The 16,871-nt window shown below is 57.8% G+C and carries 9 protein-coding genes; 3 read left to right on the top strand and 6 right to left on the bottom strand.

Going from position 1 to position 16,871, the window contains the following annotated elements; all coding sequences use genetic code 11:
• Window positions 1-17 precede the first annotated feature (17 nt).
• Together ACYQ0G_RS12610 and ACYQ0G_RS12605 are read left to right on the top strand one after the other, a co-directional pair.
• The gene (locus ACYQ0G_RS12610) at window positions 18-1,559 is read left to right on the top strand and encodes a tryptophan halogenase family protein (protein WP_460103161.1); all 1,542 of its coding nucleotides are present in this window, start codon (window positions 18-20) and stop codon (window positions 1,557-1,559) included.
• The gene (locus ACYQ0G_RS12605; RefSeq protein WP_460103160.1) at window positions 1,556-3,031 is read left to right on the top strand and encodes a tryptophan 7-halogenase; all 1,476 of its coding nucleotides are present in this window, start codon (window positions 1,556-1,558) and stop codon (window positions 3,029-3,031) included. Before ACYQ0G_RS12610 ends, ACYQ0G_RS12605 begins: the two co-directional genes overlap by 4 nt.
• On the opposite strand, the gene ACYQ0G_RS12600 is transcribed toward ACYQ0G_RS12605, so the two are convergent.
• Genes ACYQ0G_RS12600 through ACYQ0G_RS12590 form a run of 3 tightly spaced genes read right to left on the bottom strand, consistent with a single transcriptional unit; the run spans window position 3,000 to window position 7,131 of the window.
• Window positions 3,000-4,025, bottom strand: coding sequence for a cupin-like domain-containing protein (locus ACYQ0G_RS12600; RefSeq protein ID WP_460103158.1), 1,026 nt, complete (start codon window positions 4,023-4,025; stop codon window positions 3,000-3,002). The genes ACYQ0G_RS12605 and ACYQ0G_RS12600 overlap by 32 nt on opposite strands.
• On the bottom strand, window positions 4,022-5,554 hold the full coding sequence (locus tag ACYQ0G_RS12595; RefSeq protein WP_460103156.1) for a tryptophan halogenase family protein: 1,533 nt from the start codon (window positions 5,552-5,554) through the stop codon (window positions 4,022-4,024). Before ACYQ0G_RS12595 ends, ACYQ0G_RS12600 begins: the two co-directional genes overlap by 4 nt.
• A complete protein-coding gene (locus tag ACYQ0G_RS12590; RefSeq protein ID WP_460103155.1) occupies window positions 5,554-7,131 on the bottom strand; it encodes a tryptophan halogenase family protein in 1,578 nt (525 codons plus the stop codon). The genes ACYQ0G_RS12595 and ACYQ0G_RS12590 overlap by 1 nt, the downstream gene beginning before the upstream one ends.
• 247 nt (window positions 7,132-7,378) lie before the next feature.
• Here ACYQ0G_RS12590 and ACYQ0G_RS12585 point away from each other — a divergent pair, with 247 nt between their 5' ends.
• The gene (locus ACYQ0G_RS12585; RefSeq protein WP_460103153.1) at window positions 7,379-10,687 is read left to right on the top strand and encodes a TonB-dependent receptor; all 3,309 of its coding nucleotides are present in this window, start codon (window positions 7,379-7,381) and stop codon (window positions 10,685-10,687) included.
• 180 nt (window positions 10,688-10,867) lie between these two features.
• On the opposite strand, the gene ACYQ0G_RS12580 is transcribed toward ACYQ0G_RS12585, so the two are convergent.
• Genes ACYQ0G_RS12580 through ACYQ0G_RS12570 form a run of 3 tightly spaced genes read right to left on the bottom strand, consistent with a single transcriptional unit; the run spans window position 10,868 to window position 16,850 of the window.
• Window positions 10,868-12,061, bottom strand: a complete 1,194-nt coding sequence (locus tag ACYQ0G_RS12580; RefSeq protein WP_460103152.1) for an endo-1,4-beta-xylanase — start codon at window positions 12,059-12,061, stop codon at window positions 10,868-10,870.
• The gene (locus tag ACYQ0G_RS12575; protein WP_460103150.1) at window positions 12,061-14,448 is read right to left on the bottom strand and encodes a glycoside hydrolase family 3 N-terminal domain-containing protein; all 2,388 of its coding nucleotides are present in this window, start codon (window positions 14,446-14,448) and stop codon (window positions 12,061-12,063) included. The genes ACYQ0G_RS12580 and ACYQ0G_RS12575 overlap by 1 nt, the downstream gene beginning before the upstream one ends.
• The gene (locus ACYQ0G_RS12570; protein ID WP_460103148.1) at window positions 14,445-16,850 is read right to left on the bottom strand and encodes a glycoside hydrolase family 3 N-terminal domain-containing protein; all 2,406 of its coding nucleotides are present in this window, start codon (window positions 16,848-16,850) and stop codon (window positions 14,445-14,447) included. Before ACYQ0G_RS12570 ends, ACYQ0G_RS12575 begins: the two co-directional genes overlap by 4 nt.
• Between the last annotated feature and the right edge of the window lie 21 nt (window positions 16,851-16,871).

Below are 16,871 nucleotides of genomic sequence, written 5' to 3'. Positions count from 1 at the left end.
ATGATACCGTTCGTCATATGAAGCAGAGCGGCCAGAGCAGGTCAGGCGGTTCCCGCAAGCGGCGCGTGGTTGTGCTGGGCGGGGGTACTGCTGGCTGGATGACTGCTGCGGGTCTCGTGCGGCTGCTCCCCGATGCCGTAGATGTGCAATTAGTCGAGAGCGAAGATATCGGGATCGTCGGTGTTGGTGAGGCTACGCTGCCACATATTCGGGGGTTCATCGAAACGCTCGGTATCGACGAGGCGGCCTTCATGGAGGCTACTCACGCGACTTATAAACTCGGCATCGATTTTCGGGATTTCGGCCGGATCGGCACCAGTTACATTCACCCCTTCGGTTCTTTCGGCGAAGAATTGAATAGTGTCGCGTTTCATCACTACTGGCTCGAATTGCACAGGCACGGGCAGGCCGGTCAGCTTGGCGACTATTCTCTGGCCGTTGCCGCTGCATTGGCGAACAAGTTTCGCCCACCGGCAGCCGACGAAAGCCTCGCTTCGACCTATGGTTACGCCTATCAATTCGATGCTACGCTCTTCGGCCCCTTCATGCGCAATTTTGCAACCGAAGCGGGTGTGACACGGCACGAAGCGAAGGTGGTCGCAGTTCAGCGCAACACTGCAAACGGAGATGTGGCGGCCCTCGAACTGGATGATGGGCGTCTAATAGAAGGCGATCTGTTCGTCGACTGCTCGGGCTTTCGTTCTCTTCTGCTGGGAGAGGAACTGGGGGAGCAGTGGGAAGATTGGAGCCATTGGCTTCCATGCGACCGCGCAGCAGCCATGCCGTGTACGCATTCGAGCGAAGACATTTCTCCCTATACCACGGCCACAGCCATGCCTTCAGGGTGGCGATGGCAGATCCCGCTGCAGCATCGCATGGGTAATGGTTATGTTTTCTCCAGTGCGCATGTGAGTGAAGATAGAGCGTGCGAGGCAATCATTGGCCACGTGGACGGCAAGCCATTAGCCGATCCACGGATTCTGCGCTTTCGCCCGGGAAGAAGGCGCAGGTCGTGGTCCCGTAATGTTATCGGGGTAGGGCTTGCGAGTGGGTTTCTCGAACCTCTCGAATCCACTTCCATTTACCTGGCGCAAATGGCGATAACCTATCTGATCGAACTCTTTCCCCAGGCCGACGCTATCGACGCGAGTGACAGAGACGAATTCAATCGTCTCGTAGATATGGAATACGACCGGATCCGCGATTTCCTAATCCTGCACTACCATGCGACGACCCGCGCTGATTCCGAATTCTGGAATGACATGCGAACGATGCGGGTACCCGACACTCTCGCCGACAAACTAAAGTTGTGGCGCAGGACCGGCCGGGTCGCAAAATACTCCGAGGGCCTGTTTTTCGAACCGAGTTGGGTTGCGGTGTATATCGGCCAAGGCCTGATGCCGGAGCAGCATGACCCCCGACCGGCTGCACTCGATCGGACGAAACTGACCCGCGCTGTGGACCGTCTGGGGCAGGCGGTGCGTGCCGAGGTACAGGGCATGCCGCGCCATCGCGATTTCCTGCGCTCCGATGCCTCGCGACTAGCCCCTGCGGTATGAGTGTCCCGCGCGAACCCCCAAGCCGCATCGTTGTGGTCGGTGCGGGTCCGCTTGGATTACTTGCCGCAATCGGATTGAAGCGCGCCTCGCCCGCCTCAGAGCTGGTCGTTGCGGGTGAAATGCCGGGCGTCGGCTCATTTGCCGACTGGTCCCATACCGCGATGCCTTTCACTACTTCCCTTCACGAAAGGCTGGGGATCGCAGAAAGCGAAATCGTCCAGAAAGCAGGCGGCAGTTACCGTTTGCTGACGCGTTTCATGGGGTGGGATGAACTCGGTTCAAATGGTGTCTTCTGCTACGGTGATAGCCTTCCCGCCGAAGTGAAAATAGCGTTCGCTCGCGACTGTGGCTCTGGCAATGCGGGACCAGCATTGCCCGTGCGATTTCCTTATCTGGCCGAGCGCCTTTGCGCTGCCAGCCGGTTCGCCTCGCCCCCGCCCGATCGGGTCACGCCGTTGAGCCACATTCCCTATGCACTCCGCTGGGATCCACATGCCTATCATCAACTCTTGGTGGCGAAAGCCCGCGATGTAGGAGTATGCTTTGCCCCAGGTCCGATTAAGGCGACAGACTGGAGTAAGGCAGGTTCGCTCGACGCGATTAAGATTGATAGGGCAGGCCGCTTAGAGGCGGATTTCTTCGTGGATTGCAGCGGGCCTGATGCGGTTCTTTTGTCTGCCCATCCTGATTTTGCCGCAATCGACTGGTCGGCTACGCTGCCGACCCGCACGATATACATCGCACGACCGAACCAGCATGTCATCGCGCTGGAAGACCGTATCGCGCTGCTGGATCTGGGGTGGCAGACACAAGTGGCAGGAAGGCAAGGCCTTTGTACTGTCATTGGTGTCGGTGAGGGCATTCCCCGCCAACTGGTGCTTTCTGCACTTGGTGCATCTTTGGAAGCAGGTGTCGATCTTTCGCCCGGCCGCGCGACCCAGCCTTGGCTCGGCAATGTGATCGCGCTTGGCGATGCGGGGGCGCGTTTCGAGCCGCTTGGTCCCTGGCACGCCGATCTCGCTCACCGCCAACTCGACCTGCTGCTGGAACTGCTACCAGGACGCATAATCGAACCGCTTGAACGGGAAGAATACAATCGTCGGGCCGGTCTTATGATCGATAATGTGCACGATATCCTGGCTCTGCATTATGCCGGTACTCGGGCGCGCAAGGTTTTTGGAGATCGCCCTCCGCACGCCAATATCACCAATCTAATCGATCAGTTCACGCGTCGCGGCCGCACGCCATTCCGAGAAGAATTTCCGCTCTCTTCGCAGGAACAATTTTCGTTACTTACCGCGCTTGGTTTCGCTCCGGGCGTTCCACTCTCGGCCGCCTCAATTGACTCTCGTCACGAGGAGAAAGCAATGACCGAATTCGACGCGACGGTCGCTAAGGCTCTGGCGTTTGCGCCGCCATATGAAAAATGGCTAGCTTCCGTTACGCGGGCTTATCCAGTGCGCGGCGGATGATCGACCTCAACTGCCCAAACAGGCTGGGGGAAGGCGGGCCCAGTATGCCCTTGGCATGATCGGGCAGATGCTTCCCGGGATCGCCGTGGCTTTCGAAGACATAGAAATCGAGAATGGTTTTCCAAAAGGCACGTTGATCTGGAGGTAGGTGGCGGAAGGCGAGCATGGCATGAAGTAATCCGCCATATGGACTTCCGACCCCCTCAGGTTGGGATGGTTTCCACCAGTAATTAACCAATATGCTCACCGGATCGAGCGACTGCACCCCATGCCACCAGCCATAAGGAATGTAGATCGCATCACCGGGTGCCAGAGTCGCCTGCCGTGCATCCTGCCATGCGCTTGCGAATAGCGGGAAGCGTTCAAGGTCTGGGGACTCTAGATCGACCATGCTGACAGGCGTTCCGGCGGGTGTCAGCTCGAAGGGCCCGGGATAGAGATCGCCGGTACGCTCTGGAGAGAAAAGTGTGAAGGAACGGCATCCTGCAACACAGCAGGCGACGTTTTCCTTGGCGTCGTAGTGGGGTGCTACTTTTATACGGTTTCCGATCCAGATACGCGGGTAGATATCGCTTAAAATACTCAGGCCATTCTCGCGTGAGAAATGGGGGATCAGGCTGGCAATATCCTCCGACTGCACCGCCATCGCGGGCGGATCGTCCATGTCGCTTGCTTTAAGTAAATCGCTCAGGAAGCGGGAAAGGTGTCCCTTGGCCGTCACGAAGTTCAGTCCCATTAGATCATCCGTGTAGAAGAAGCGCCCCTTTGCCCCAGGAGGTGCAGCAATAGCACTGACCGCGCGAGACGAATTCTGCCTCGTCAAATATCGGATGATTTCTGTGTCACCGCGCCTTGCAGCTTCCACGGCGGGCCAGTGGGTGATCAGGCCTCGAAACACCACCGGCTCGCCATTCGTGCGAACCTGTTCCAGACCTTCTGTATCGAGCGGACCCTCAAATTCACGAATTGCGGCAGGAGCGGGAAGGTCCATCATGTAGGTGCAATTCTGCCTGCAGTGATAGCGCCGCCCCGCTGCCGTAGAAAAACGTCCTGCGTGGGCATTTGCGCGACGGTACCCGCGATCGCGTTTCGGATATGTTGCAAGCGATCAAGCGTCTCGGGCCCGTCGAGTAACCGCGCGGCCGGGTGATAGCGATCCGGTTCGATACCTTGTCCCAGCATGACTGCCATCCAGCTTTCCTCGGTAAATAGCTCGTTGTCTTCACGAAAAATGCGGCCCGAACTCCGAAACATGGCAATTTTTTCCGCCAACCCATCGGGTGCCTCCAGATTTCGGCAATAGCGCCAGAACTCGGAGTCATCGCGTTCGGTCGCCTTATAATGCAGGATCAGGAAGTCGCGGATATCCCGGTACTCTTTTTCGGTTTCGGCGTTGAAGCGGGCAATTTCGAGAGCGGAAAAATCTTTGTCCGGAAAAAGCGCCATCAAGCGTGCTATGCCGGACTGAACTAGATGGATCGAAGTGGATTCCAGGGGTTCGAGGAAGCCAGCGGCTAGGCCGAGCGCCACTACGTTCTTCTCCCATGAGCGCGCCCTGCGACCAGCCTTAAAGCTCAGATGTATGGGATCGGCCAGCGGTTCTCCATCAAGGTTATCTAGAAGCGTTTCCGTCGCAATATCGCGCTCCATATGGCCAGAAGAAAAGACGTGGCCATTACCGATGCGGTGCTGCAACGGAATGCGCCATTGCCAGCCAGCGGGTCTCGCCGTGGAGCGAGTCAGCGGCTCGTTACGACCGCCTAGTTTGCAAGGCACGGCAACGGCGCTGTCGCAAGCAAGCCTGCTTGACCAGTCGAGGAATGGGACCTTGAGGGTCTGACCGAGCAGAAGCGAGCGAAAGCCGGAGCAATCAATGAACAAATCACCTTCGATTTGCTTCCCATCGACCAGCGTTAGTCCGGTCACGAACCCCGTTTCGGGGTGTTGCCGGATATCGGCGACTTGGCCCTCAACGCGTGCTACCCCTCTAGCCTCGGCAATCTTTCGCAGAAATCGGGCATAGCGGTCTGCATCGAACTGGAAGGCATAAGCGAGCCGGGAGAGAGGTGAGCGTGGCATGTCGGGGCGCGGCCAATCGAACCGCCCGTCCTTCGCAGCCATCGCGGCGATTGAATAGCTGTCGATGGTCTCAGATGCGCCCTGTTCCTTTCCGCGCAACCAAAAATGCCTGAACTCGATACCAAGCATATCGATGCCGAACGAACCGAACGGATGAATGTACGAATGCCCTTCGCGGAGCCAATCGACGAATTCGATACCAAGCTTGTAGGTTGCGTGGGTTTCTCGCAAGAACTCCATCTCGTCGATGCCCAGAAGCCGGTTGAAACTGACTATCTGCGGGATGGTCGCTTCACCAACCCCGACGGTCCCTATCGCCTCGCTTTCGACCAGTTTTACCGAGAAATCGGGTATGCCGCCCATCGCTTTAGATAGTGCAGCGGCCACCATCCAACCCGCCGTGCCGCCGCCCAGAATGACAACTTTGGAGATTGGTTCTAGCATCAAGCCTCATAATCCGGCTGTTTGATTTGCATATCCTGCCGGTGATGCCAGCCACCAGACTGACGAAGGAAATCCTCGTGCGTGGGCAGCCTATCTGCCGTTTCGCTATAGGCCTGTCTCATCTGTACCATTGCGGAAGCGATCTTTTCGGCATCCAGTGTATCGGCGATTGGATCGTAAGTGTCCGGCCAAACATTCTGGCCCAGCATAACGGCGATCCAGCTATCCGCGGCAAACAATTCCGCATTCTCGCGGAAAACCCTCCCGTGAAGCTTCCAGAGATCCATTTTCCGAGAAAGGCTGTCAGGTATCGGCATATGCCGCACATAGCGCCAGAACTCGGTATCCTCCCTGTGGGTCGCCTTGTAATGAAGAATGATAAAGTCGCGGATGTCTTCATACAATTCGGCCATCCCGCGATTGTACTCATAACGTTCTATCGGACTGATAGGATTGTCGGGAAAAAGCGCAAACAGCCGGGCGATGCCATTCTGGATCAGATGTATGCTCGTCGATTCCAGGGGTTCAACGAACCCTGCGGAGAGGCCAAGTGACACGACGTTTCTGTTCCAGGCCTTACGCCGCATTCCGCTTCGGAAGGCTAATTTACGCGGCTCTTGGAGCGCTTCACCTTCCAAGTTCGCGAGAAGAACGTCCAGTGCGGTCTGTTCTTCCATATAAGCGCTTGAAAAGACGTGGCCATTCCCTGTGCGATGCTGGAGCGGAATGCGCCACTGCCAGCCCGCACCGTGAGCTATCGATCGCGTAAATGGTGGAGGGGATCCATTATCATTGGAGGGAAGGGCAAGTGCCCGATCCATGGGAAGCCACTTGCTCCAGTCATCATAGCCCGTCTCCAGCGTTTCTTCGATCAGTAGGCCCCGGAAGCCGGAGCAATCGATAAACAGTTCCCCTTCGATGCGATGGCCGTTTTCGAGCACTACTGCCGTAACGTTCCCTTCCTCGCTATCCTGTTCGACATGCGCGATCCGGCCTTCGGTGCGCGTCACACCGCGATCCTCTGCAAACCGTCTCAAGAAGGCAGCATAGAGCCCGGCATCGAAATGGTAAGCATAGGCAATCTGGTTCACGAGGGATTTTGCAGTAGGGGAGGGGCGACCGAACCTTTGCCTGAGCGCCGCGACGGTGCTCATCGAATAGTCACCAATTTTCCCTTCATTACCGCTCAGCGTTTTTTCTCGCAGGAACAATTGATGGAACGGAATGCCATGGAATGGCTGGCCGTAGCTGCCAAAGGGATGAAAATAGCTGTCGCCGACCTGGCCCCAGTTCACGAATTCGATCCCGAGTTTGTAGGTTCCCCGGGTTTCCCTGAGAAATTCGTCCTCTCGTATACCAAGCATTGCATTGAATTTGGCCAAAGGGGGAATGGTCGCCTCACCCACACCGACTGTGCCGATGGCATCGGACTCAACCAATTCGATGCTTCGTTGTCCATCGTCGAAAAAGCGCGACAGGGCAGCTGCTGCCATCCATCCGGCAGTCCCACCGCCCACTATGACGACGCGCTTGATGCGTCCTCCACCGCCGGTACCGATACCATTGTCTGACGCCATCCTGCCCATTCCCCTCCGTCTTTCGGGGAATATGACAATTTTCTTTATTACGGCAAGCCCGGTCCCTTGCCATCTTGCCGACGTCGCTTTAGGAATGGCGTGAAGCAAGGGAAAGCTGCCTTTAAATTGGTAGCGGTAACATGGGAGGGGCTGAATGGCCGAGGCTACATCTAGCCGGACTGCGTCTGCATTTGGGCAGGACGTTTTTTTCAAATCAGTTTTGCGTGCAAGTGCTTCGGCGCTTGTGGTGGCTGGCGCCACTGTAGCGCCTGTCGCCTATGCGCAGGACAGTCAGCAAACGACGGAAGTCGAGGGCGCTGGCGAACAGCAGGTTGGTGCGGACCCCACTCTGGTGTCGGACGACGTCATCGTGGTAACCGGCATTCGCCAGTCGCTCGCGAATTCGCAGGATATCAAGCGTGACGCCGATACTATCGTCGATGCAATCACGGCAGAAGACATCGGCGCTTTGCCTGATCGATCCGTCACCGAAGCTCTGCAGCGCGTGCCCGGTATCGCGATCAATCGCTTCGCCGGCTCGAACGATCCGGACCATTTCTCGGTAGAAGGTTCAGGCGTGGTCATTCGTGGCCTGAATTTCGTCCGCTCTGAGTTCAACGGTCGTACGGCATTCGCAGCCGGCGTCGGCGGGCAGGCCCTCAACTTTGCCGATGTCCCCTCCGAGCTTTTAGGTTCGGTAATTGTGAATAAGAATGCTACCGCAGAGATGATCGAAGGCGGTCTGGCAGGAACGGTAAATCTCAACACGCGCAAGCCGTTCGATCGTGACGGTTTCCATATCGGATTCAGCGCAGAAGCAAACTACAGCGACTTCGTCGATAAATGGTCGCCGACGGGCTCTGTTCTGGTAAGTAATACTTGGGATACCGATGCGGGGCGCTTTGGTGTGCTGGTAAGCGGCTCTTTCTCGCAGGTGAAAAGCAGAGCCGACGGAATCCAGGTTGCCAATTATCAGACGCGTGATGGAATGCTTGTCGGCCTGGCCAATGAGTCGGACCGCTTCATTTGTCGCACTCGCCTGCCTACGGGGACCGACACCATGGCATTGCCTCCTCCTGGGTCAGCCTGTGGCGACCTGGGCGCGGACGGTGCTGACGGGTTTGCCGATTATGCGGATTACCGCGTTGCTCCAGTAGGCGCACAGTTCCGGACGCAGGAGTTTGACCGAAAGCGCGATGGCTTTGCTGTCTCTGCGCAGTGGGAGAGTCTGGACGAGCGTACCCTATTCACGGCCGAATATATTCGTTCGCATACAACCAACGATTGGGGCGAATACACCTACGAGGTTGCCCCCGATCTTTCGGAATATTCAACTTTCCCCATCGGCTGCCAGCAGAATTCGAATGGTCCGCCGATTGTAGATAGCAATAATGCGGTCAATCCGGATGATGAGGTTCCCCCGCGAGCTCAGTGTCCAGTCGGTGAATTCACCGACTACGTCTACGATGAGAATGGGCTGTTCCAGTCAGGCTATATCGTTGATGTTAGCGACGGCTGGCGCGGTGACCCCGCTCTTTCTCCGTTCGTCCCGATTGGCGGATCTCAATATACCTTGGCACGCCGACAGGTTGAGGAAGAAACCCTTAACCAGGATTTCAGCCTTAATCTTCAGCACCAGCTGACGGAACGCGCCCATCTTTCTCTCGACGCGCAATATGCAAAATCGCACAGGGAAAATCTGGACTTCAGCGTTTTCGGATCGAATTTTGCCGACAACGAACTCGATGTGTCGGGCGATTACCCGGTCGGCATCGTGCATAAGCCTCAATTCCTCGGATATACATGGTCTACGCCCGGAGACGCTCTGGCGAACTCCAGCGAAGAGGAATATTTTAACGATCCTCGGTTCCAGTTCTGGCGTTCGGCGATGGATCACGCCGAGGACAGCGAGGGCGAGCAATTCGCATTCCAAGCTGATCTAGATTACGAAATCGGTGATGACGCCTTCATCCGGCGCGCCAAGTTCGGGGCTCGTTTTCAGGACCGTGATCAGACTGTTCGCTACTCGCAATACAACTGGGGTATGCTGAGCGAAGTGTGGTCCGGCGACAGGCCGGTGAATTTCGGCGATACGGCTGAAGACGGCAATCAAGAGCGGTACGAGTTTCCGGACTTCTTCCGTGGCGAAGTCCCCGGTCCCCCGGGCGCTTTTTACTACAGCGGGGATTTGACCGGCGACTATCAGGATACGGTCGATTACCTTTTGACAATACAGGACCGTGCTCGCGAACTGGGCGCTTCGCCATCATGGAATCCACTGGCCCAAAGGCCTGGGGCAATTTCTGGATCGCCTTTCCTGCCATCCGAAGTCCAGACGGTAAGCCAGGCCGATAGCGCTCTTTATGCAATGCTCAGCTTCGGCAGTGACGATCTGTTTGGTGACATTCGCTTTTCGGGTAATGCGGGCGTCCGCTACGTTCACACATCGGTTCGTTCGGCCAGTTCGCGTGGCCCCGGCTCCGCGGCTTCCCTGAATATCGCCGATCCCTATGATGTTCGCTGTGCACTTAGATCGCGGCCAGACGCACTCGGGGGCGGAGAAGTTCGCCCGGGCGGGATCTGTAATCTGAGCGAGGGCGAGTACAATGCATTGCAATCTTTTGCTGATGGCAGCTTCCAGTACACTTCGATCACCAACGAATATGACTATTTCCTTCCGAGTGTGAACCTGAAGTTCGGTCTGACCGATGACATTATTTTCCGGTTAGCTGGCTCGAAAGTCCTTACCCGGCCGGAAAACAGCTATATTCGGAATTACTTTACCTCGAGCATCGACACCTCCGGAAATCTCACCGGTACCGCCGGCGATCCCACATTGCTTCCGGCTACTGCGTGGCAATTCGACGCCACGCTCGAGTGGTACTTCGCGCGTGTGGGTTCGCTGACCCTCAACGGGTTCTACAAATCGATCGATAATTTCTTCTTCCAGTCGGTCAGGCCCGAGACGATCAGCAATGCAAGCGGTGAGACGCGCGACGTGCTTGTCCGTGGTCCGGCAAATTTCGATGGCACCGGGAAGATCAAGGGCTTCGAAGTCGCCTATCAGCAGACATTCGATTTCCTGCCTGAGCCACTCGATGGTTTCGGTGTGCAGGCTAACTACACCTATATCGACAGCACCGGCTTGCCGAACACGTTCCTTAACGGTGGGGAGGTGCCTGATCCGTCGACCATTCCACCCGGCAATTTGCCGCTGGAGCAGTTGTCGAAGCATAATTATAACGTAGCTGGCTTCTACGAAAAGGGACCGATCTCTCTCAGAGCTGCCTACAATTGGCGATCGCGCTTCTTGTTGACAGCTTCTGACGTGATCTTTCCCTATTATTCGATCTTTAATGAGCCGACGGGGCAGCTGGACGCTTCCGTATTCTTCAATGTTAGCGACAACATCAAGATCGGCGCGCAGGGCGTGAACCTGCTGAACGAAGTGACGAAAACGACCCAGGCATACACGGGCAATCCGTCCGACCTGGCGCCGCGCTCCTTCTTCATGAACGACCGACGGTTCTCCTTCATCATTCGCGGCAATTTCTAGGGGCCACGAAGTGCAGAAAAATAGCCGCGTCACCTTAATGGTGGCGCGGCTTTTTTACGTCACTGTCTTTGAAGCTATAGTCTACGCAGCGCCTACGACCCTACGTAGAATTAGAATGCGGACGAAGCATATCTGCCCGCCGGTTCCGGCAGGCAGGTTTATGTGCGATTTGGGCTCCCGTTAAAAGTTGAGCTGCTCGGCGATTGCGGTTCTGAGCGGCTTGGCCTCGTAGTCTGAGCTGTATGGTGTGCCCCGTACCTGAAGACCGTCAGGCCGTTCTGCTGGCTCGAAATACTGCAACCAGTTGAAGGTGTCGGTCATGCCCCATGCGAGGATATCGTCGAGGTGATCGCCATATTCGAGCATGACATCGAAATAGCGCCGCGCGAACTCGGCGACCTTTTGATCGCGCTCCGCAATATTGGCCGGCAGCGCCTTGTCCTTCACGTCGAACTCGGTGATCAGCAGTCTCAGGCCCATCCCGGTCACTTCGTCGAGGAAACGCCGCCATTCCCGCTCAATGTAAGGACCGACTTCGGTTGCCGGATCGATGGAGAACATCTCGATGTGTGACTGGATACCCAGAGCATCTACCGGAACGCCGCGCTTCACCATACCTTCGAGCAGCCGTAGGACATCGTCGCAATGCTTGCGATGGTCCGGCTCCCAGCTCATGTAATCGTTATAGACCAGCTGGGCATCAGGCAGTTCGTCGCGAGCAGTATGGAATGCCAGGTCGATGACCGCTTCGGGGCTACCCATGGCACGGCTGAGGCTTGTTTCTATCGGTGCATTGCGATCATGATCGATTGCCTCGTTGACGACATCGTAGCTGGTAATCTGCCCACGGTAGCGCCGCGCAACCGTCCTGATATGATCGACAAGCAACCTCTCTGCCTCGGCAGAGGGATTGGCGCCAAAATCATAGGTATTGAGCCAGTCGGGAAACCACTGCGGCCGGTGCCAGAGCAGCGTGTGGCCGCGAAGCTCCATGTCGTTTTGCTTCGCCCAAGCCGCGATGGAATCCATTCGTGAGAAATCATAAGTGTCCCGCGTCGGACGGACGGTTTGCCATTTCATCTCGTTTTCGGGTACCACCAGCCCGCATTCGGCCTTGATGAGTTCCATGTAACGCGGGTTCTGGATCGATCCCTGGTCGGTACGCCCCGGTGTCGAGGCCACCGCGCTACCGAACCTGCGGCCGTTCCTGCGGGCAAGCGTATCTAGACTAGGCTTCGGGTAGGGGGAGCCACCGCCCGTGGCATCAGACGAGAGAACCGAACTCCCCCCATAATTCGAAGCGCATCCTACAAGAGGAATGGCAGCAAGACCGGTCAGTGCTTCGCGGCGGGAAAGGCGTAAATCCCGTGCCATCAGACGATCTCCACAAGGATTGAATCGAGGTTTACGGAGCTATTGCCCGCCGAAAGTTTAACTGGGCCCGGTTCGTTCACTTCATTGAAGTCTCTGTTCCAGAAGGCCAGCTGGCTTGGTGACAGGGTGAAAGCGATAGTGCGTTGCTCACCCGGCTTCAAAGTCAGGCGTTCGAACCCCTTCAACTCCAGCACCGGTCTAGTGACGGAAACATCGCTCCGCGTGATATACAGTTGAACGACCTCGTCACCGGCGAGGGAGCCGGTATTTCGTATATCCACTGCGACTTCTATCGTCTCATCTGCCCGGTACGTTTTCTTCGAAGTGCGCGGCGCTGAAATGGCGAATTGGGTATAACTCAGGCCGTGACCAAACGGGAACAGAGGGTCCTTATTGTCGAACAGGTAGCCGCGCCGTGCGCTGGGCTTGTGGTTGTAAAAGAAGGGTATCTGTCCTTCATTGCGCACCACCGTGACCGGCAGCTTGGCGCCTGGATTGACCGTTCCCAGAAGAGTTTCGGCCACGGCCAGTCCGCCCTCCTGCCCCGGGTACCAGCACTCCAAGACGGCATCGGCCTTCTCGACCACATTGGGCCAGCTCGGCGGCCTGCCATTATAGGCGGCAACGATCAAAGGCTTGCCCAGCGCTGCCAACGCATCGACCAGCGCATTCTGTTCGCCCACAATATCGATATCGGTGCGATCACCCAGATGATTTTTTGCAAAGCCTTCACGGCTGGTTTGTTCGGTATCGCCGATTGCGAGAATGATCGTATCCGCAGTCCTGGCAAGCTCGACAGCCTCCTCGATGAGGCTGAGATTCTTTTCGCGATCCGCCAGTTCGATCAGGTCCTGTGAGCGATCTTCGCTGGTGGTTATGAATACCCCTTGTGCGGTTACGAAGTCAGCTTCGGGCGCAATCTCACGCAGCCCTTCAATAAGACTGATGGTCTGTTTCGGCACGCTGGAATAACCGCCAAGGCGTGCGATCGCATGGTTGGGGCCGATCACTGCGACACGGCCCATCGTGTTGCGGTTCAGCGGCAGGGTCTCATTGCGGTTTGTGAGCAAGCACAGCGATTTGCGCGCGGCCTCTAGGGCCAGAGCCCGTGCTTCCCCATTGCCCGTGATCTGCTCCGACCGCTCCCAATCGCCATAAGGATCTTCGAACAGGCCGGCGCGAAATTTGAGCGTCAGCATGCGTGCGCATGCGATGTCGACCAGCTCTATTGGCACGCGTCCGTCGCGCACCGCTTGCGTGAGGGTAGCATAGGCCATGCCTTCGGGAAGCTCGCTATCGACGCCAGCTTCCAGCGACTGACGGGCGGCACCCTCCAGACTATCGGCTACCTTGTGCAGGGTTTCGAGCTCATGGACGCCGCCGTAATCGCTTACGATCACGCCATCGAAACCCCATTCGCCGCGAAGAACGTCGCCAAGCAGCCAGATGTTCGCGTGGCTGGGAACGCCGTCGATCTCGTTATAGCTCGGCATAACGGCGCCGACCGAAGTGCGGCGAACTATTTCGCGAAAAGGAGGGAAGAAATATTCGCGGAGCTCGCGCTCGGCTACCTGAGCGGGCGACACGTTGTTCCCGGCCTCGGGCTGGCCGTGACCCGTCATGTGCTTGAGCGTGGCGAACACCTTGCCGTCGCGAAGCTTTTCGAACTTACCGGGCCCCTGCAGGCCCTCTACCGCAGCAACCCCCATTTCTCCGACGAGATAGGGGTCTTCGCCCCATGTCTCTTCGATCCTGCCCCATCTCGGATCACGGACGATATCGACGACCGGAGAAAGGACCAGCGGCACGCCGCGGGAGCGGACTTCGCGCGCAATGACCGACTGTACCCGGCGCATCAGATCAAGGTCGAACGATCCGGCAAGACCAATTGCCTGGGGGAACATGGTGGCTTCTGTGGCCATGTATCCGTGCAGCGATTCCTCATGCAGAAGTACTGGAATGCCGAGCCGGGTTTCCTCCACGGCCCACCGCTGGAGCGCGTTGATGAACTCGACCGTCTGACGGGGTGTCCGCCACCGGGCCGCCGTCCCGCCTGCCGCTCCGGAAATGCCGGGTACGCCGCGCTTGTCGCTTGGGCGTGTTACATGCCCGATGCCATCGGGAAAGGCCGCGCTTGCCTTTGCAGGGTTGAACGCCAGATCATCGATCATGTCCCCCTTGGCAGCCCAAGCCGTGCGGATCTGAGCGATCTTCTCTTCCAAAGTCATGCGCGCCATGAGGTCGGCGACGCGGACGGAGATCGGTGCGGACGGGTCTTTGTAGTGGGCTGCGCGCTGGGCGAAAGCCGCAGGCGCCTGCATGAAGGCGAGAGCCGAAAGGCTCCCGCCAGCAAGCAGTTTCAAGGCACCTCTGCGGTGCATGCTCATGGTCGAACCGTCAGAGTTACTTCTTTCAGGTCCTCGGAATTCGGACCCACCATGATGGTGAAATCACCCGGTTCGACCACGCGTTCCATATCCCTGTCCCACATCATGAAGGCGCGGGGTTCGATGGCGATATCGACCTGCCGCGTTTCGCCGGACTGGAGCGTGATACGCTGGAAACCGACCAGTTCCTTGACCGGGCGCGTCACCGAGCTGATGTCGTCCCTCAGGTAGACCTGCACCACCTCGTCACCCGTCATGTCGCCGGTGTTGCTAACCGGAACTCGAACGGTGACGCCCTCTCCTGCCGCAATGCTCTTGGCGGACAATACCGGGGCTCCGATATCGAAGCTGGTATAAGAGAGGCCATAGCCGAAGGGATACAGCGGCGTTACCTCATCGAAGAGATAACCGCGCCGCGCGCTTGGCTTGTAGTTATAGAAGTTGGGCAGCTGGCCCACATTGCGGGCAGTCGTTACGGGCATCTTGCCGCCCGGGTTGATACGACCGAAAAGCGCATCGGCAATTGCCGTGCCCTGCTGTTCCCCGGCATACCAGGTTTCGAGGATGGCGTCGGCCTGCTCGGCAACTTCGGTATAGCTTGGCGGACGGCCATTCACGAGCACAGCGACAACAGGCTTGCCCAGGGCTTTCATCGCCTGGAAAAGTTCGTCCTGCTCGCCCACAAGGTCGAGACTGGTACGGTCGCCGAGGTGGCCGGGGGCCCAGCCCTCACGGCTCGTCTTTTCGGTGTCACCGATGAAAAGGAGGATGGTGTCTGCATCCTTCGCGACTTCCACGGCTTCAGCAATACGGCGCCGGTTTTCCTCCGGATCGCCGAGCTCAACCTCGTCATCCCACCAGTCGTCATCACCCTTGGTGATCTCTACCCCGAGGGAATGAACGATATTTGCGCGGTCGCCGACAAGTGCACGAATACCCTCCAGCGGAGTAACGCTGGCACGCGGTTCGCCGTAGTAGCCGCCAAGCCGCGCGACATCGGCATTCGGGCCGATCACAGCAATGGTCGGCTTCGTCGCCCCAGCATCGGGAAGGGAAAGCGGCAGCAGGCCGTCATTCTTTAGAAGAACCAGCGATTGCGCTGCCGCCTTGCGAGCGAGAGCGACGCCTTCCGGCCCATTCGACTGCTGAGCCAAGGCAAGATCGGGCCATGGATTATCGAAGAGACCTGCGTTGAACTTCATCGTCAGGAAGCGGCGCACGGCGGTGTCCAACTGTTCCATCGACACCTTGCCCTCGCGCACGCTGGTAGCCAGATTTTCGAAACCGTCGCCTTCCGGCAGATCGACATCGACGCCGGAGGTGAGGGCGAGTTCGCCGGCCGCCTTGTAGTCGGGCACGATCTTGTGCAGCCGCGCCATGTCCTCGATTGCGTAGTAATCGCTGACGACAGCGCCCTGATAGCCCCACTCGCCGCGCAGCACGTCATTGAGCAGCCAGCTGTTGGAATGTGACGGAATGCCGTCGATTTCGTTATAGCTTGCCATCACGGCATCGATTGCCGTGCGGGTGACGACCTGCTCGAACGGCGGGAAGAACATCTCGCGCAGCGTGCGCTCGCTGATTTGTGCCGGGCCTACATTGGTGCCGCTTTCCGGCTGTCCGTGACCGGTCATATGCTTGAGCGTCGCCATGACCTGGCCATCGCGCAGTTTGCGATCCGTGCCGATGCCGGTCAGGCCTTCGACAGAAGCCACGCCCATTTCGCCGACCAGATAGGGATCTTCGCCGAACGTTTCCTCGATCCGGCCCCAGCGCGGATCGCGCGCGACGTCTACCACCGGGGAGAGGACGAGATGGACGCCGCGCGCGCGGACCTCGCCTGCAATGAGATCGTTTATCTCACGGATGAGATCGGGATTCCATGTGCTGGCGAGGCCAATCGATTGGGGAAAGGCAGTGGCATCCTTGGCGGCGAAGCCGTGGAGCGATTCTTCGTGGAAGAGAACCGGAATGCCCAGGCGGGTTTCTTCCATTGCCCACTTCTGCGCGTCGATTACATACTGGATGCTGTCTTCGATATTTCTGCGCGGTACTTCGCGCGGGCTGGATGGGCCGAGCCGGTCAGACGGACGGGCAATCTGCCCGATACCATTGGGAAAGCGGCGTGAAGCCTTCGAGGGATCGAAGTCGTCGCCCTGGCCCTGAATTTCGCCCTTGCTGTCCCAGATCGTGATGATCTGCGCGACCTTTTCATCAAGCGTCATCCGCGCGAGAAGATCTTCGACCCGCTGGGCGACCGGCAGGCTGCTATCCCAGTAAGGTGCATCCTTCATCGCTCTTTCGACAGCGACTTCCTGAGCCATCGCGGGTGTAACTGAAGTAAGCTGGAGCGCTGCCAGGCAGACGCCCATGGCGAGCGCAGTTCGCTTGATTCGACGCATGATCTTGTCCCTCTCCCGTGG

The sequence above is a fragment of the Qipengyuania triglochinis genome, from assembly GCF_054655615.1.
The sequence above is the reverse complement of the archived record's forward strand: the minus strand, read 5'-3'. Positions and strand labels throughout refer to the sequence as shown.